The organism is Pseudomonas sp. IT-P12 (assembly GCF_949767465.1).
In the GTDB taxonomy this organism is placed as follows: domain Bacteria; phylum Pseudomonadota; class Gammaproteobacteria; order Pseudomonadales; family Pseudomonadaceae; genus Aquipseudomonas.
On sequence record NZ_CATKPY010000023.1, the window covers coordinates 171,436 to 187,035 of the forward strand.

Sequence of the window (15,600 nt, forward strand, 5' to 3'; positions counted from 1 at the left end):
TCTGCGGGTTCGTCCGTCCTTCTGCGACCTGATGTCGCACCAAAATGGAGCTTCACCCTGCAAAAAACAGTCATGCGTGCGCATAAAGGCTGAGGGTGAGGAGTGGCTGGCGAACCATTCTAATAATTGGGGGATACCTAATGAGCACTAGCACTGTGGCGGGCGGCATCAGCGCCGACCAGCCCTCGTTCCTGTCCAAGGAACGCATTATCGCCAAGCCCGGTTTCAACCGCTGGCTGGTACCACCGGCCGCGTTGGCCATCCACCTTTGCATCGGCATGGCCTACGGCTTCTCGGTGTTCTGGCTGCCGTTGTCCAAGGCCCTGGGCGTGACCAAGGCCGTGGCCTGTTCACCTGACATGAGCTTCATCGCGCAGGTTTTCTCCTCGCAATGCGACTGGCCGATCTCGATGCTCGGCTGGATCTACACCCTGTTCTTCATCTTCCTGGGCTGCTCGGCAGCGATCTGGGGCGGCTGGCTGGAACACGCCGGGCCGCGCAAGGCGGGTGTCGTTTCTGCCCTGTGCTGGTGTGGTGGTCTGCTGATTTCGGCGCTGGGCGTGTACACGCACCAGATCTGGCTGATGTGGATCGGTTCCGGTGTGATTGGTGGTATCGGCCTGGGCCTGGGTTACATCTCGCCGGTGTCGACCCTGATCAAGTGGTTCCCGGACAAGCGCGGCATGGCGACCGGCATGGCAATCATGGGCTTCGGCGGTGGCGCGATGGTCGGTGCTCCCCTGGCCGCTGCCCTGATGGGCCACTTCGCTTCGCCAACCAGCGTGGGCGTGTGGCAGAGCTTCCTGGTGATGGCCGCGATCTATTTCGTGTTCATGATCGGCGGCGCATTGTCCTACCGTGTCCCGCCAACCGGCTGGAAGCCTGAAGGCTGGACCGCTCCGGTGAAAAAAGCGGCCAACGCGATGATCACCCACCGTCACGTTCACGTGAACGTGGCGTGGAAAACCCCGCAATTCCGCCTGGTATGGCTGGTGCTGTGCCTGAACGTTTCCGCCGGTATCGGCATCCTCGGCATGGCTTCGCCGCTGCTGCAGGAAGTGTTCGCCGGCAAGCTGCTGGGCACTGACCAGACGTTTGGCCAACTGGACGCCGGTCAACTGGCCGCGATTGCCGCCATTGCCGCCGGTTTCACCGGTTTGCTGAGCCTGTTCAACATCGGCGGCCGGTTCTTCTGGGCCTCGTTCTCGGACTACCTGGGCCGTAAAAACACTTACTTCGTGTTCTTCGCCCTGGGTTTTGCCCTGTACGCGCTGATCCCGAACCTCGGCCACCTGGGCAACGTTGCGCTGTTCGTGGCGGCGTTCTGCATCATCCTGTCGATGTACGGCGGTGGTTTCGCGACGGTTCCTGCCTATCTGGCGGACCTGTTCGGCACCCAAATGGTCGGTGCCATCCACGGTCGTCTGCTGACCGCGTGGGCGGCGGCGGGCGTACTGGGTCCGGTGCTGGTCAACTACCTGCGTGAATATCAGTTGAGCATCGGCGTCGAACGCGCTGCGGCCTACGACATCACCTTGTACATCCTCGCGGGCCTGCTGGTGCTGGGTTTTATCTGCAACCTGCTGGTGCGCCCGGTGGCCGACAAGTACTTCATGACCGACGCTGAACTGGCCGCCGAACAGGCGCTGGGCCACGACAAGGGTGCCGATGCCAGCACCGTGCTGGAGTGGAAAGCGGCTCCAGGCACCAAACCACTGGCGATTGCCGCGTGGCTGGTGGTGGGCATTCCGTTGGCGTGGGGCATCTGGGTGACCCTGCAGAAGACGGCGGTGCTGTTCCACTAAGGGGCTTGGCCCGGACTTGAGGGTTCGGGCCATGCACCCAACCTTGTGGGAGCGGGCTTGCTCGCGAACGCAGTGTTTCAGTCGAAGAGAATGTCGACTGAAAAACCGCTTTCGCGAGCAAGCCCGCTCCCACATTTGTTTTATAGCGTCTGCAATTGGCTTGTATGGACAGGTACATCCTCGGCAGCCCTGAATTCACTCCGTCAGCGATATCGCCTCCCGTGTTTCTGTTTCCGGCCCGCACGCCTATAATGGCTGCCTTTTTCGCCCAATGATTTTGCGGAGCTGGTGATGGCCGAACGTAAGGCGTCAGTCGAGCGCGACACTCTGGAAACCCAGATCAAAGCCTCGATCAACCTGGATGGCACCGGAAAGGCCCGATTTGATATCGGTGTTCCTTTTCTTGAGCACATGCTGGACCAGATCGCCCGTCACGGGCTGATCGACCTGGATATTGTCAGCAAGGGCGACCTGCATATCGATGACCACCACACGGTGGAAGACGTCGGTATCACCCTGGGTCAGGCCTTTACCCAAGCCATCGGCGACAAGAAGGGCATCCGCCGCTATGGCCATGCCTACGTGCCGCTCGATGAAGCGCTGTCGCGCGTGGTGATCGACTTCTCCGGCCGTCCGGGCCTGCAGATGCATGTGCCGTATACCCGCGCCACCGTCGGCGGCTTCGACGTTGACCTGTTCCAGGAGTTCTTCCAGGGCTTCGTCAACCACGCCAACGTTACCCTGCACATCGACAACCTGCGTGGGCACAACACCCACCACCAGATCGAGACCGTGTTCAAGGCTTTCGGGCGCGCACTGCGCATGGCCGTTGAGCTCGATGACCGCATGGCCGGTCAGATGCCATCGACCAAGGGCGTCCTGTAATGCAGACGGTTGCGGTTATCGATTACGGCATGGGCAACCTGCACTCGGTGGCCAAGGCCCTCGAGCACGTCGGTGCCGGCAAGGTCCTGATCACCAGCGATGCCAACGTGATTCGCGAGGCCGACCGGGTCGTGTTCCCCGGCGTGGGCGCGATTCGCGATTGCATGGCGGAGATCCGTCGCCTGGGCTTCGACACGCTGGTGCGTGAAGTCAGCCAGGACCGTCCGTTCCTCGGCATCTGCGTCGGCATGCAAGCCTTGCTCGACAGCAGCGAGGAGAACGACGGCGTCGACTGCATCGGCCTGTTTCCCGGCGCGGTGAAGTTTTTTGGCAAGGACCTGCACGAAGACGGCGAGCACCTGAAGGTGCCGCACATGGGCTGGAACGAAGTGAAACAGGCGGTCAATCACCCGCTGTGGCATGACATTCCGGACCTGGCGCGTTTCTATTTCGTGCACAGCTACTACATCGACGCCGCCAACGCGCGTCAGGTGGTGGGCCGCGGGCATTACGGGGTCGATTTCGCCGCAGCGCTGGCCGACGGCTCGCGTTTCGCTGTGCAGTTCCACCCGGAGAAAAGCCATACCCATGGCCTGCAATTGCTGCAGAACTTCGCGGCGTGGGACGGTCGCTGGTAAATGGCGGTCAAGAAAAAACCGCCGATCCTGACCCTCACGCCCGAACAGGAGCGCGAGGCCAGTCACAAGATCCAGCGGTTCATGGAGGACCGCTTCGAACTGGACCTGGGTTCGTTCGAGGCGGCTGAAATCCTTGAGCTGTTTACCCGTGAAATTGCTCCGCACTATTACAACAGGGCGATTTTCGATGTGCAGACGCACCTCAAGGAGAGGTTCGAAAGCATCGAAAGCGACCTGTGGGCGCTCGAGAAAAACTGATTTCCGAGCGAAGCTGAACAATCGAATTTGAAGGTTTGCCAGATGCTGATTATTCCCGCTATCGATCTTAAAGACGGTGCCTGTGTGCGTCTGCGCCAGGGCCGCATGGAAGATTCCACGGTGTTCTCCGATGACCCGGTGAGCATGGCTGCCAAGTGGGTGGAGGGCGGTTGCCGTCGTCTGCATCTGGTCGACCTCAATGGTGCCTTCGAAGGTCAGCCGGTCAACGGCGAAGTGGTCACCGCCATCGCCAGGCGCTACCCGAACCTGCCGATCCAGATCGGCGGCGGCATCCGTTCCCTGGACACCATCGAGCACTACGTCAAGGCGGGTGTGAGCTACGTGATCATCGGCACCAAGGCGGTGAAGGATCCAGCCTTCGTCACCGAAGCCTGCCGCGCGTTCCCGGGCAAGGTGATCGTCGGTCTCGACGCCAAGGACGGTTTTGTCGCCACCGACGGCTGGGCTGAAATCAGCACCGTCCAGGTGATCGACCTGGCCAAACAGTTCGAGGCCGACGGCGTGTCCGCCATCGTCTACACCGACATCGCCAAAGACGGCATGATGCAGGGCTGCAACGTGCCGTTCACCGCCGCGCTGGCGGCTGCCACGAAAATCCCGGTGATCGCCTCGGGCGGCATCCACAACCTGGGTGACATCAAGTCGCTGCTCGACGCCAGGGCGCCGGGCATCATCGGTGCGATCACCGGTCGCGCGATCTACGAAGGCACCCTCGACGTCGCCGAAGCGCAAGCTTTCTGCGATTCGTACAAAGGCTGAGGACTGACCATGGCGCTGGCCAAACGCATCATCCCTTGCCTGGACGTGGACAACGGCCGGGTCGTCAAAGGTGTGAAGTTCGAGAACATCCGCGATGCCGGCGACCCGGTGGAAATCGCCCGTCGTTACGACGAGCAGGGTGCCGATGAGATTACCTTTCTCGACATCACTGCCAGCGTCGATGGCCGCGACACCACGCTGCACACTGTCGAGCGCATGGCCAGCCAGGTGTTCATCCCGCTGACCGTCGGTGGCGGCGTGCGCACCGTGCAGGACATTCGCAACCTGCTCAATGCCGGCGCGGACAAGGTGTCGATCAACACTGCCGCAGTGTTCAACCCGGAATTCGTCGGCGAAGCGGCCCAGCACTTCGGCTCGCAGTGCATCGTCGTCGCCATCGACGCGAAGAAGGTGTCCGGGCCTGGCGAAACGCCGCGCTGGGAAATCTTCACCCATGGCGGGCGCAAGCCGACCGGCCTCGACGCCGTCGAGTGGGCGAAGAAAATGGAAGGCCTGGGCGCCGGTGAGATCCTGCTGACCAGCATGGACCAGGACGGCATGAAAAACGGTTTCGACCTGGGCGTCACCCGGGCCATCAGCGATGCCCTGGGCATTCCGGTGATCGCGTCCGGCGGGGTCGGCAACCTGCAACATCTGGCCGATGGCATTCTTGAAGGCCACGCCAGTGCGGTGCTGGCGGCGAGTATTTTCCACTTCGGCGAATACACCGTGCAGGAAGCCAAGGCCTACATGGCGCATCGCGGGATTGTGATGCGCTGAATGCTGTCCCTCGGAGCGGATGCTCCGAGGGTGTTTCAAGCTCATCGCTGCGAGAGTGATTGTGCTTCCCCGGTTTTCTCGAACCGGTCAACTCTGATGTCCGACGGGACATCCGAGACGTCATACGCAATGGTACATAACGTCGCCGGCATATCGTCTTCGGAAATAGTCAGTCCAAAATAACGGAATTTTTCCATATAGCCTTCGGGGTTATTGCAGTCCGTCGTTCTGGAAGGCCCCACCTTGTAGGACACAAGACGCGTGTGTTCATGCGCGTACGACGACCGTTCTATGTACACGGACCTTTTTATCGTCAACTCCGGGCGCGCGGCGGGCTCGTCGCCGGTCAAGACAACCGGTATCGACAACGCATTTCTCAACAGGCCGGGCGTCATCTTTTGTTTAGCCGTCTGCGTTCCGATAATGCACAGGAAATAGCGCCCGGCACGCGAGCCTACGCTGGTATTGATATAGCCTTGGGCAGAGGATATCGGGGCGGAGTAGTTGCTTGGATTTTCGCATTGCTTCGCAACGCTGACGGTTTTGTGACGATAGAAAGCGGTATCAATGGAGAATCGATAATCCCAAGTAGGCGCGATGGGATCACCCTCTTTCGATTTCGGAATTTTCTTAACAAAAGGTGGGGTTTTATCGCCTGTCTCGATACTGAATGTCGGATAAAGTTCGCAACTGTTCTCAACCATCACGCCCTTCCTGAAGCATCTATTGAGGTGCGCAACGGGATGGCCATAGATATTCCCCTGGACTCCCAAATAGTCTTGTTCCGTCCGGACACACGGCGCTTTTTCATCGCACGGAAAAAGCAGGGCATTGTTATTTGTCGTGCCGACTATACCGATGACGTTATTGGAGTACCGATCCAGCAAAGGGCTTCCGGAACTGCCTTTTCGAAAGTCTGCGCATCGTGCCGTCAGGTTGTTACGCCAGGTCCACTTTCCCTCTACAACGTCAGATGCGGCCTCTACCGTGCAGGCTGCCATCTGCAACGTCGAATACTCCGGAATACCCACGATCAACACGTCTGATCCATCCGTCGGAGTAGCGGAAGCCATTTTCAAGGGTTGTATGCCTTGTTTCATCAATGTTTGCAGACTGACGTCCAGTTCGATGATGGCCATATCAACGCCTTGCATGCTTCGCCATTTCACCGTCTTCAAGTTGTACCGTTTGAAGCGGGTTCGATCGCTGAAGAAATTGAAGGTCACGGTTCCAGTGATGGGTTGGTTGGTGATGATTTTTCCATTGGATAAATCAATGCAGTTGCCGGAAGTCAGTACATAGGCTGGCGTCGGAGCGTTGGTCTCTGATCTGGCTTGAGTATCGAGTAGCGTCGCGGTACAGACGTTGCTCGTGGTCAGGCGGCCAATGCCCTTCCAGTGGTCAAGTGAGCCGTCGGAGTTGTATAGGGTTGTTGCAGTCGACCAGTTTTCTACGCCTTCGCCATAGTCAGGTGTGTTTGCAAAAGCGCTTGAGCCCATCAGCGCGAGAGCGCTGCTAAGCAGTAATGGAATCGGTGTCATCCTTGAAACCTCTGATCAATTGATGATGTACCCAGCGCACGCTGGGCAGGGGTAATTAATCAGGGGTTGCAGAGAGCAAGGTGGTAACTATGTATTGTGCAAAAAATAGTCGGGTGCAAACCGCAGCACTTGATCGCAATGAGATCAAAAGGCCAGTAGACAGCGTCACACGCTCAGGGCACTCTTGGGTACGCCATGGATTTCGGTAGCCAGACATGTTCAAACGCCTTCTTCTTGCCCTCACCAGTGCCTCGCTCCTGTTGGTTGGCGGCGCGCACGCTGCGGATCACCCCGGCTCCGGGCTGGTGTTGCTGACGGAAAACTTCCCGCCCTACAACATGGCCAGCAATGGCAAGAACTTCGCCCAGGACGAGAACATCAACGGCATCGCCGTGGACATCGTCCGCGAGATTTTCAAGCGCGCCGGAATTTCCTACAGCCTGACGCTGCGTTTCCCATGGGAGCGCATCTACAAGCTCGCCCTCGAGAAGCCGGGCTACGGCGTGTTCGTGATGGCGCGGCTGCCTGACCGCGAGAAGCTGTTCAAGTGGGTCGGTCCGATTGGCCCGGATGACTGGATCATGCTGGCCAAGGCCGACAGCAAGATCACCCTGGAAACCCTGGACGATGCGCGCAAGTACAAGATCGGCGCGTACAAGGGCGATGCGATTGCCGAGACACTGGCCAAGCAGGGGTTGAAGCCGATCGTCGTGCTGCGCGACCAGGACAACGCGAAGAAGCTCACCAGCGGACAGATCGACTTGTGGGCCACGGGCGACCCGGCCGGGCGCTACCTGGCGCGTCAGGATGGCGTGACCGGGCTCAAGACCGTGCTGCGCTTCAACAGTGCCGAGCTGTACCTGGCGTTGAACAAGGACGTGCCGGACGAGACCGTCGCAAAGCTGCAGGCCGCGCTCGATCAGTTGCGCAAGGAAGGCGGAGTCGACGAGATCATGGCGCGGTATCTCTGACCGCGAATCCTGAAAAATCCACTGTGGGAGCGAGCCGGCTCCGGGCGGCGTTCCGACGATAGCGGTGGGTCAGCCGACAAATCACCGCCAGCAGCACCGCTATCGTCGGAACGCCGCCCGGAGCCGGCTCGCTCCCACAGGACTTGCAGGCGGCAAACTAGCGATAAACCCCATCCTTGCCATGCGCCGCCGTTGCCTTGTTGCTGCGCACGCTGATCATCAATTTGATGTCGATCCAGTCAATGCCCTGGGCCTTCAGCTTCGGCAGCTCGCGCTCCAGAACCGCCAGGGTCTGTGGATACGGGTGACCGATCATCACCGCCGACCCCTGCTTGCGCGCCAGGTTGATCGCCGTCTGCAGTTGGGTGTAGATCGCCGCTTCCGTGCGTTCGTCGTCCAGGAACACATCCCGTGAAACGCTCGCCAACCCGATTTTCTGCGCCTGGGCGGCGGCCACGGTCTGCGCGCTGGTACGGCTGTCGACGAAGAACTTGTGCCGCTGCTGCAAGTCGGCCATCAACCACGCCATGGCGGCGGGTTGCGCGGTCATGCGACTGCCCATGTGGTTGTTGATGCCGGCGGTGTAGGGCACGGCCTTGAACGCTGCGTTCAGGCGTTTTTCCAGTTCGTCGATGGGCAGGTCGGGGTGCCAGGCGAACGGGCCGGTGGCCGGGTCCATGGGCATGTGCAGGATGACGATCTTGCCGGCGCGGTGGGCTTCGCGGGCAAATTCGGCAGCGTGGGGCGTGTCGGGCATGATCGCCGTGGTCACCGGGCCGGGCAGGGCGAGTACTCGGCGATCCCGGGGCAGGTTTTGCCCCAGGTCATCGATGATCAGGCTCAGGTAGGCCTTTTGCGGGGCTGCCGTGGCGGGCGTTGCGTGAGCAACACCCGCCAGGCAGGCCAGCAGGCCGAAGAGCAACCGCAGACGCATCTCAGCGGCCGGAGGTGATGCTCAGCCCTTTGAGCAGGCTCAGGGCCTGGGCCAATTGGTAATCGTCATCCTGCGGCATGGCCTTGGCCTTGGCGCCGGAGCCGGTCGGTTTGTCGGCGCCGCCGTTGCCGTTGCCCAGGTGACCTTGCAGGTCGGCTTCCTTGAAGTACTCGCTGTCCTGTTCGTTGGTGATCTTGGCCTTGCGCACCTCGATATCCGGAACGATGCCCTGGGCCTGGATCGAGCGACCGTTTGGCGTGAAGTACAGCGCCGTGGTGATCTTCAGGGCGCGGTCGTTGTTCAGTGGCAGCACGGTTTGCACCGAGCCCTTGCCGAAGCTGGTGGTGCCCATGACCACGGCACGCTTCTGGTCCTGCAAGGCGCCGGCGACGATTTCCGAGGCCGAGGCGCTGCCGCCGTTGATCAGCACAACCAGAGGCACCGCTTCGCTTTCGTCCTTGCCGGTGGCAGAGAAGCGCAGTTCGGAATTGGCGATGCGACCCTTGGTGTAAACGATCAGTCCCTTGGTGATGAAGTGATCGACCACTTCCACGGCCGCTTGCAGCACGCCGCCCGGGTTGTTGCGCAGGTCGAGGATGATGCCGTTGAGCTTCTTGCCGTTGTCCTTGCGCAGCTTGGCCAGGGCCTTGGAGACTTCCTCGCCGGTCTTGACCTGGAACTGGGTGATGCGGATATAGCCGTAGCCGGACTCCAGCAACTGCGCCTTCACGCTCTTCACCTGGATGATGGCGCGCGACAGGGTCACGTCGAACGGCGTACCGCCATCGCGGACCAGGGTCAGGGTGATTTTCTGGCCGATCTTGCCGCGCATCTTGTCCACGGCTTCGGTCATGCTCTGGCCGCGTGTCGGCTGGCCGTTGATCTTGACGATGAAGTCGCCGGCCTGGATGCCTGCTTTTGAAGCGGGGGTGTCATCGATCGGCGAGACCACCTTGATGAAGCCGTCTTCGGCGCCGACTTCGATGCCCAGGCCGCCGAACTCGCCACTGGTGCTTTCCTGCAACTCGGCAAAGTCTTCCGGGCCCAGGTACGCGGAGTGCGGGTCGAGGTTGCTGAGCATGCCCTTGATGGCGTTTTCCAGCAGGGTCTTGTCATCCACCGGTTCGACATAGGCGGCCTTGATCCGGTCCATGACCTCGGCAAAGGTGCGCAACTCATCCAGCGGCAATGGCGCCTTGGCGGTGGCTGCGGCGCCAGCCGGTGCGACCGCCGGAGCCGGTTGAGCAGCGAACGCCAATGGCGCGCCGATCACCAGGGCGATCGTCAGGGCTAGCGAGGTAAGACGGGACAAATGCAGCATGTCGAACGAACTCCTGAATTAGGCGGCACGCTTATCCTTGCGCGCGGCACCATTGCGCCGGATCACTGGGGTGACCCTGCTGACGAATAGCGAAATACAACGCCGGCGTGTCCTGCCCGCCACTGTTACCGACAGTGGAGATGGACTCACCGGCTTTTACCACGTCACCCGCAGACTTGAGCAGCGTCTGGTTGTGACCGTAAAGACTCAAGAAACCGTTGCCATGGTCAAGGATCACCAGCAGGCCGGCACCGCGCAACCAGTCGGCAAACACGACGCGGCCGCCGTGCACCGCGTGCACCTGGCTGCCGGCGGAGGCGCCGATCATCACGCCATCCCACTTGGTGCGCGAATCGTCGCCACGGGTTTCACCGAAGCGCGCGAGCAGTCGACCATCAACCGGCCATGGAAGTTTGCCGCGCGTTGAAGCAAAAGGGCCGCCGAAGGTTTCGCCTGAGCTGGAAACCAGCGCGCCGGGTGTCGAACGGGTGATTTTACGTGGGGCGTCAGTGGCCTCTGCGTCAGCCTGAGCCTCACGTAAACGCTTTTTTTCGGCTTCCTGCTGGGCGATCAGCGCTTTCTGCCGCGCTTCCTCTGCCTCACGGGCCTGGCGAGCCAGGGTTTCCTCGATGGTTTTAAGGACTTTAGACAGATCCGCCTGATCCTGCTCACGGGCGGCGAGCTTCTGGTCACGCGCCTTGACGTCGTCGTTGAGCTTGGCCAGGACTTGCTGGCGCTCCTTGCGAACCTTCTCGAGTTCCTCGCGCTGGCTGTCGAGATCGCTCTTCTGCACCAGCAATTGCGCTTGCTGCAAGCCGATGTCTTTTTCGACGTTGGCCAGTTGGCGCAGGGTTTCGTTGAAATTCTTCAGCTGCTCCAGGCGGGCCTGGCTCAGGTAGTCGTAATAGGTCAGGGTGCGGGCGAATTTTTCCGGATTCTGCTGGTTGAGCAGCAGTTTCAAATACTCCTGGCGGCCATTCTGATAGGCCGCGCGGGCCTGGATGGCGATCAGTCGTTGCTGTTCAGTGCGCGCGCTCTGGAGTTTTTTTTTCTCGGCATCGAGTCGTTGCAACTCGGATTCGCTTTTCTTCAGTTCTTTTTGCAGGGTTTCGACCTGCTTCTCGAGCTTGCCCATCTCGGTTTCGGTGCCCTTGAGGTCTTTCTGGACCCCGGACTTTTCTTCCTGGAGCTTGCCCAGCAGTTTTTTCAGCTCGGCAATGTCCTGACGCGTGGCGTCCAACTGTTGTTGGGTTTGCGCGCGCTCGTCAGCAAAGGCCGGTTGGAGCAGGCAAGTCAGAGCAAGGGCTATCAGGACGCGAAGCATAGAGGCGGGCGGCACCAGGGTAAGGGACGGCCTAGTATGCCCGCCATACGCTGCAAAAAAAACGCCCAATTGGGGCTGTGTGATAACTGGCGGAAAAAACACCATGAACCTGTGTGGGAGCGAGCCTGCTCGCGATGGCGTCAGGTCAGTCAACCGGTTGCCGGCTGACCCTGCGTCATCGCGAGCAGGCCCGCTCCCACAAGGGTTTCACGGTGGTGAACGCGGTCTACACCAGAATCGAAGTCCCGGTCATTTCCGCCGGTTTTTCCAGGCCCATCAGCTTGAGCATGGTGGGCGCCACGTCCGCCAGGACGCCGCCTTGGCGAACCTTGAAGTCACGCTTGCCGACATAGATGAACGGCACCGGCTCGGTGGTGTGGGCGGTGTGAGCCTGGTGGGTTTCCTCGTCGGCCATTTTCTCGACGTTGCCGTGGTCGGCGGTGATCAGCGCCTCGCCGCCGACTTTCTCCAGCGCGTCGACGATGCGGCCAACGCACAGGTCCAGGCATTCCACGGCCTTCACCGCCGCTTCGAACACGCCGCTGTGGCCCACCATGTCGCCGTTGGCGTAGTTGACCACGATCACGTCGTAACGCTGGTGTTCGATGGCATCGACGATGCGGTCGGTGACTTCCGGGGCGCTCATTTCCGGCTGCAGGTCGTAGGTGGCGACTTTCGGCGACGGTATCAGGATGCGTTCTTCGCCCGGGAACGGTTCTTCACGGCCACCGGAGAAGAAGAAGGTGACGTGGGCGTATTTCTCGGTTTCGGCAATGCGCAGTTGGGTCTTGCCGTTTTTCGCCAGGTAGTCGCCCAGCACGTTGTCCAGGCTGCCGGCGGCGAAGGCCGAGGGGGCAGGGATGCTGGCAGCGTACTGAGTCAGCATGACGTAGCCGGCCAGTTTCGGCTGGCGGCTGCGTTCGAATTCCTTGAAATCGTCCTCGACGAACACCCGCGTCAGTTCACGGGCGCGGTCGGCGCGGAAGTTCATGAACACTACGGCATCGCCGTCTTCGACCTTCACCGGTTCGCCGATGGTGGTGGCTTTGACGAACTCGTCGCTCTCGCCACGTTCGTACGCCGCCTGAAGCCCTTCCTGGGCAGTGGCGGCGTTGAACTGGCCGTTGCCGTCGACGATCAGGTTGTAGGCCTGGGCCACGCGGTCCCAGCGGTTGTCACGGTCCATGGCGAAGTAGCGGCCGATCAGGCTGGCGATTCGGCCTTTGCCGAGGGCCTGGAACGTCGCGTCGAGCAGTTCGATGGACGACTCGGCGCTTTTCGGCGGTGTGTCACGACCATCGAGGAAGGCGTGCAGGTAGATTTTTTCGGCGCCGCGCTTGAAGGCGAGCTCCGCCATGGCGATCAGGTGATCCTGGTGGCTGTGCACGCCGCCATCGGACAGCAGGCCCATGAAGTGCACGGCCTTGCCCGCTGCCACGGCTTTATCCACAGCGGCGCAGATGGTCGGGTTCTCGAAGAATTCGCCGTCGCGGATCGATTTGGTCACGCGAGTGAAGTCCTGATACACCACGCGGCCGGCGCCAAGGTTCATGTGGCCGACCTCGGAGTTGCCCATCTGACCGTCCGGCAAGCCGACATCCATGCCACTGCCCGAGATCAGTCCGTTCGGTACGGTGGCGCACAGGCGGTCCAGTACGGGCTTCTTGGCCGCCAACACGGCGTTGGACTCAGGGCTGTCGCTGTGACCGAAGCCGTCGAGAATGATCAGGACCAAAGGTTTAGGCGTGGTAGTCATGGATTCGACTCGTGGCTGAATAAGAGGGCGATGCAAAAGGGAGTAGGAGTTTAAAGCGAAGTTCCGGCCACGTCACCGCCGGACGGGGTTTGGCCCACCATAGTGGCTGTGTATACTGGCCGACATTTTAACGCCCTGGAACCTCCTTCGATGGTTGCTCACCTGATTGAATTTGCCACTAACCACTATCTGCTCGTCGGTCTCTTCATCGTGCTGCTGGCGCTGCTGGTCGCTTATCAGATGCAAGGCGGCGGCCGTAGCCTGAGCACCGGCGAACTGACGGGCCTGGTCAACAAGGACGCCGGTGTCGTCATCGACATCCGTGCGGCCAAGGATTTCGCCGCCGGTCACATCGTCGGTGCGCTGAACATTCCCCATGACAAGCTGGCCGCGCGTATCGGCGAGCTGGAGAAGCACAAGGCCAAGACCATCATCCTGGTCGATGCCATGGGTCAGACTGCCGGCACGCATGCCCGCGAACTGATGAAGTCCGGCTTCACCGCCGCCAAGCTGTCCGGCGGTATTTCCAGCTGGAAAGGCGACAACCTGCCGCTGGTGAAGTGATATGAGCAACGTCGTCGTCTATTCCAGCGATTACTGCCCTTATTGCTCGCGAGCCAAGTACCTGCTCGAGAACAAAGGCGTGGCCTTCGAAGAGATCAAGGTCGATGGCAAGCCACAGGTGCGCGCCGCCATGGCCCAGAAAGCCGGCCGGACCTCCGTGCCGCAGATCTGGATCGGCGAACGCCACGTGGGTGGCTGTGATGATTTGTTTGCCCTGGAGCGCGCCGGCAAGCTCGACGCCCTGCTCAAGGCCTGAATGCCCTCCCTACAAGCCCCCTGGATCAGAAAGGATCTGAGATGACTGACCAACAGAACACTGCAGCTGGCGAAGACGATAGCGCACCGCAATTCTCCTTGCAGCGCATCTACGTACGTGACTTGTCCTTCGAAGCCCCGAAAAGCCCGGCGATCTTCCGTCAGCAATGGGAGCCGAGCGTCGGCCTGGATCTGAACACCCGTCAAAAGGCGCTGGAAGCCGACTTCCACGAAGTCGTGCTGACCCTGTCGGTGACCGTGAAAAACGGTGACGAAGTGGCCTTCATCGCCGAAGTGCAGCAGGCCGGTATCTTCCTGATCAAGAACCTGGACGACGCCTCGATGAGCCACACGCTCGGCGCGTTCTGCCCGAACATCCTGTTCCCGTACGCTCGCGAAGCCCTGGACAGCCTGGTGACCCGTGGTTCGTTCCCGGCCCTGATGCTGGCCCCGGTGAACTTCGATGCGCTGTACGCCCAGGAACTGCAACGCATGCAGGAAGCTGGCGAGACGCCGACCGTTCAGTAAGTCAGCAGTCCCAATGTGGGAGCGGGCTTGCTCGCGAAAGCGGTGTGTCAGTCAGCCTATTCGTTGATTGACACACCGCTTTCGCGAGCAAGCCCGCTCCCACATTTTTTGTGTGCGACTACTTGAAGCCGTTCTGGCGCCAGGCCTCGTACACGGCCACCGCCACGGTGTTCGACAGGTTCAGGCTGCGGCAGCCTTCGCGCATCGGCAGTCGCAGGCGCTGTTCGCCGGGCAGGGCGTCGAGCACCTCGGCCGGCAAGCCACGGCTTTCCGGGCCGAACAGAAACGCATCACCCTCGACGAAGCTGGCATCGTGAAACGGCCGCGAACCCTTGGTGGTGAAGGCGAACAAGCGTGGATGGCCCAGGCTTTCCAGACAACTGGCCAGGTCGGCGTGGCGCTGCAGGGTGGCATACTCGTGGTAATCGAGGCCGGCCCGGCGCAGACGTTTGTCGTCCATCTCGAAGCCCAGCGGTTCGATCAAATGCAGGTGGCAGCCGCTGTTGGCGCACAGCCTGATAACGTTGCCGGTATTCGGCGGAATTTCTGGTTGGAAAAGGATGACGTGAAACATGCACGGCTCCGCAGGTAAAGATGACGGGCATTCTACGCCGCAAGCGGACCCGCGTTCGAAACTATTCCCTCGGGTGATGGGGTCGCTGGCGCTTTTCGGGTTGATGGTGGGGTTGATGATTGGCCGTCTGACGACGCCCGACCCCAGTGAGCTGCAGCAGATCGAGGTGACGGACGACGGGCTGGTGGTGTGGTTCAACAATGAACCCAAGACCCATGGCGAGTTCGTGGACGGCAGCCTGGCGCTCCTGTTCGACGCGCAAGGCCGGGCGCAGAAAGGCCAGCTCAAGCTCAATGACAAGAGCGTGAACTGGCGGGTGCTGTTGAGTGACGAGGGGTTGTTGCTGTCGGTGGTGGCGGCCCGGCCGCTACAGGGCGAGTGGGCCGGTCGCGAGGTCGATGACCGCTGGCGGCTGGAGATCCATCTCCGGGAGCAATAAAAGAGGGAATCCCCGGCCTGCCTGTACCAAGGTCCCCAAAACGGCAGGGCTCGCGCATTGCGTCGTGAGCCCGGTGTAAAGAAGGAACCCCTGACCTGCCTGTATCAAGGGCCCCAAAACGGCTGGGCTCGTCGCTTGTGCGGTGTGAGCCCGATGTAAAGAGGGGAATCCCCGGCCTGCCTGTACCAAGGTCCCCGAAACCGGGTAGTGAACTGAATCACTGAATGGACTATTGCAGGGGGCGTGC

General features: G+C 60.8%; 17 protein-coding genes. 11 read left to right on the plus strand and 6 right to left on the minus strand.

Annotated elements, in window-relative coordinates:
• The first annotated feature begins 140 nt into the window (after positions 1-140).
• The 6 genes from ACM6IM_RS19065 (at position 141) to hisF (ending at position 5,146) form a co-directional block, all read left to right on the plus strand.
• Positions 141-1,805 (plus strand): OFA family MFS transporter, encoded by a 1,665-nt coding sequence (locus ACM6IM_RS19065; protein ID WP_201193923.1) that lies wholly within the window; start codon positions 141-143, stop codon positions 1,803-1,805.
• A 291-nt stretch (positions 1,806-2,096) separates the two neighbouring features.
• On the plus strand, positions 2,097-2,690 hold the full coding sequence (hisB, locus tag ACM6IM_RS19070; RefSeq protein ID WP_024778052.1) for an imidazoleglycerol-phosphate dehydratase HisB: 594 nt from the start codon (positions 2,097-2,099) through the stop codon (positions 2,688-2,690).
• The gene (gene hisH / locus ACM6IM_RS19075; RefSeq protein ID WP_201193921.1) at positions 2,690-3,328 is read left to right on the plus strand and encodes an imidazole glycerol phosphate synthase subunit HisH; all 639 of its coding nucleotides are present in this window, start codon (positions 2,690-2,692) and stop codon (positions 3,326-3,328) included. Before hisB ends, hisH begins: the two co-directional genes overlap by 1 nt.
• Entirely contained in the window at positions 3,329-3,586 is a 258-nt protein-coding gene (locus ACM6IM_RS19080) for a DUF2164 domain-containing protein (protein WP_192307527.1), read from the plus strand. It begins immediately after the preceding gene.
• 42 nt (positions 3,587-3,628) lie between these two features.
• The gene (gene hisA / locus ACM6IM_RS19085; protein ID WP_414866013.1) at positions 3,629-4,366 is read left to right on the plus strand and encodes a 1-(5-phosphoribosyl)-5-[(5-phosphoribosylamino)methylideneamino]imidazole-4-carboxamide isomerase; all 738 of its coding nucleotides are present in this window, start codon (positions 3,629-3,631) and stop codon (positions 4,364-4,366) included.
• Between the two features lie 9 nt (positions 4,367-4,375).
• Positions 4,376-5,146, plus strand: coding sequence for an imidazole glycerol phosphate synthase subunit HisF (hisF, locus tag ACM6IM_RS19090; RefSeq protein WP_007897430.1), 771 nt, complete (start codon positions 4,376-4,378; stop codon positions 5,144-5,146).
• A 41-nt stretch (positions 5,147-5,187) separates the two neighbouring features.
• Here hisF and ACM6IM_RS19095 read toward each other — a convergent pair whose 3' ends face one another.
• Positions 5,188-6,687, minus strand: coding sequence for a trypsin-like serine peptidase (locus tag ACM6IM_RS19095; RefSeq protein ID WP_414866014.1), 1,500 nt, complete (start codon positions 6,685-6,687; stop codon positions 5,188-5,190).
• A 215-nt stretch (positions 6,688-6,902) separates the two neighbouring features.
• On the opposite strand from ACM6IM_RS19095, the gene ACM6IM_RS19100 reads away from it, so the two are divergent.
• Complete coding sequence (locus tag ACM6IM_RS19100; RefSeq protein WP_414866015.1) at positions 6,903-7,658, plus strand: substrate-binding periplasmic protein; 756 nt, start codon at positions 6,903-6,905, stop codon at positions 7,656-7,658.
• A gap of 157 nt (positions 7,659-7,815) precedes the next feature.
• Here ACM6IM_RS19100 and ACM6IM_RS19105 read toward each other — a convergent pair whose 3' ends face one another.
• The 4 genes from ACM6IM_RS19105 to gpmI all read right to left on the minus strand — a co-directional run bounded on the left by ACM6IM_RS19105 (position 7,816) and on the right by gpmI (position 12,993).
• Positions 7,816-8,592, minus strand: coding sequence for a divergent polysaccharide deacetylase family protein (locus ACM6IM_RS19105; RefSeq protein WP_192307530.1), 777 nt, complete (start codon positions 8,590-8,592; stop codon positions 7,816-7,818).
• 1 nt (position 8,593) lies between these two features.
• The gene (locus tag ACM6IM_RS19110) at positions 8,594-9,913 is read right to left on the minus strand and encodes a S41 family peptidase (RefSeq protein ID WP_192307531.1); all 1,320 of its coding nucleotides are present in this window, start codon (positions 9,911-9,913) and stop codon (positions 8,594-8,596) included.
• 31 nt (positions 9,914-9,944) lie between these two features.
• On the minus strand, positions 9,945-11,237 hold the full coding sequence (locus ACM6IM_RS19115) for a murein hydrolase activator EnvC family protein (RefSeq protein WP_201193914.1): 1,293 nt from the start codon (positions 11,235-11,237) through the stop codon (positions 9,945-9,947).
• Between the two features lie 226 nt (positions 11,238-11,463).
• A complete protein-coding gene (gpmI, locus tag ACM6IM_RS19120; RefSeq protein WP_201193912.1) occupies positions 11,464-12,993 on the minus strand; it encodes a 2,3-bisphosphoglycerate-independent phosphoglycerate mutase in 1,530 nt (509 codons plus the stop codon).
• A 150-nt stretch (positions 12,994-13,143) separates the two neighbouring features.
• Between gpmI and ACM6IM_RS19125 the strand changes: the two genes are divergently transcribed.
• Genes ACM6IM_RS19125 through secB form a run of 3 tightly spaced genes read left to right on the plus strand, consistent with a single transcriptional unit; the run spans position 13,144 to position 14,340 of the window.
• Positions 13,144-13,557: a rhodanese-like domain-containing protein gene (locus ACM6IM_RS19125; RefSeq protein WP_192307534.1), complete on the plus strand. Its 414-nt coding sequence runs from the start codon at positions 13,144-13,146 to the stop codon at positions 13,555-13,557.
• Position 13,558: 1 nt separating this feature from the next.
• Entirely contained in the window at positions 13,559-13,813 is a 255-nt protein-coding gene (gene grxC / locus ACM6IM_RS19130; RefSeq protein ID WP_192307535.1) for a glutaredoxin 3, read from the plus strand.
• A 41-nt stretch (positions 13,814-13,854) separates the two neighbouring features.
• On the plus strand, positions 13,855-14,340 hold the full coding sequence (gene secB, locus ACM6IM_RS19135) for a protein-export chaperone SecB (RefSeq protein WP_192307536.1): 486 nt from the start codon (positions 13,855-13,857) through the stop codon (positions 14,338-14,340).
• Positions 14,341-14,458: 118 nt separating this feature from the next.
• Here secB and trmL read toward each other — a convergent pair whose 3' ends face one another.
• A complete protein-coding gene (trmL, locus tag ACM6IM_RS19140) occupies positions 14,459-14,914 on the minus strand; it encodes a tRNA (uridine(34)/cytosine(34)/5-carboxymethylaminomethyluridine(34)-2'-O)-methyltransferase TrmL (protein ID WP_414866016.1) in 456 nt (151 codons plus the stop codon).
• On the opposite strand from trmL, the gene ACM6IM_RS19145 reads away from it, so the two are divergent.
• Positions 14,913-15,353, plus strand: coding sequence for a hypothetical protein (locus ACM6IM_RS19145; RefSeq protein ID WP_414866017.1), 441 nt, complete (start codon positions 14,913-14,915; stop codon positions 15,351-15,353). The two genes, trmL and ACM6IM_RS19145, sit on opposite strands and share 2 nt — an antisense overlap.
• The last annotated feature ends 247 nt before the right edge of the window (positions 15,354-15,600 follow it).

Coding starts and splice junctions, on each gene's coding strand:
- hisA (WP_414866013.1), top strand. CDS start 3,629: ATGCTGATTATTCCCGCTATCGATCTTAAAGACGGTGCCTGTGTGCGT.
- trmL (WP_414866016.1), bottom strand. CDS start 14,914: ATGTTTCACGTCATCCTTTTCCAACCAGAAATTCCGCCGAATACCGGC.
- hisH (WP_201193921.1), top strand. CDS start 2,690: ATGCAGACGGTTGCGGTTATCGATTACGGCATGGGCAACCTGCACTCG.
- ACM6IM_RS19100 (WP_414866015.1), top strand. CDS start 6,903: ATGTTCAAACGCCTTCTTCTTGCCCTCACCAGTGCCTCGCTCCTGTTG.
- ACM6IM_RS19105 (WP_192307530.1), bottom strand. CDS start 8,592: ATGCGTCTGCGGTTGCTCTTCGGCCTGCTGGCCTGCCTGGCGGGTGTT.
- hisB (WP_024778052.1), top strand. CDS start 2,097: ATGGCCGAACGTAAGGCGTCAGTCGAGCGCGACACTCTGGAAACCCAG.
- secB (WP_192307536.1), top strand. CDS start 13,855: ATGACTGACCAACAGAACACTGCAGCTGGCGAAGACGATAGCGCACCG.
- ACM6IM_RS19095 (WP_414866014.1), bottom strand. CDS start 6,687: ATGACACCGATTCCATTACTGCTTAGCAGCGCTCTCGCGCTGATGGGC.
- ACM6IM_RS19065 (WP_201193923.1), top strand. CDS start 141: ATGAGCACTAGCACTGTGGCGGGCGGCATCAGCGCCGACCAGCCCTCG.
- ACM6IM_RS19115 (WP_201193914.1), bottom strand. CDS start 11,237: ATGCTTCGCGTCCTGATAGCCCTTGCTCTGACTTGCCTGCTCCAACCG.
- ACM6IM_RS19125 (WP_192307534.1), top strand. CDS start 13,144: ATGGTTGCTCACCTGATTGAATTTGCCACTAACCACTATCTGCTCGTC.
- hisF (WP_007897430.1), top strand. CDS start 4,376: ATGGCGCTGGCCAAACGCATCATCCCTTGCCTGGACGTGGACAACGGC.
- grxC (WP_192307535.1), top strand. CDS start 13,559: ATGAGCAACGTCGTCGTCTATTCCAGCGATTACTGCCCTTATTGCTCG.
- ACM6IM_RS19145 (WP_414866017.1), top strand. CDS start 14,913: ATGCACGGCTCCGCAGGTAAAGATGACGGGCATTCTACGCCGCAAGCG.
- gpmI (WP_201193912.1), bottom strand. CDS start 12,993: ATGACTACCACGCCTAAACCTTTGGTCCTGATCATTCTCGACGGCTTC.
- ACM6IM_RS19080 (WP_192307527.1), top strand. CDS start 3,329: ATGGCGGTCAAGAAAAAACCGCCGATCCTGACCCTCACGCCCGAACAG.
- ACM6IM_RS19110 (WP_192307531.1), bottom strand. CDS start 9,913: ATGCTGCATTTGTCCCGTCTTACCTCGCTAGCCCTGACGATCGCCCTG.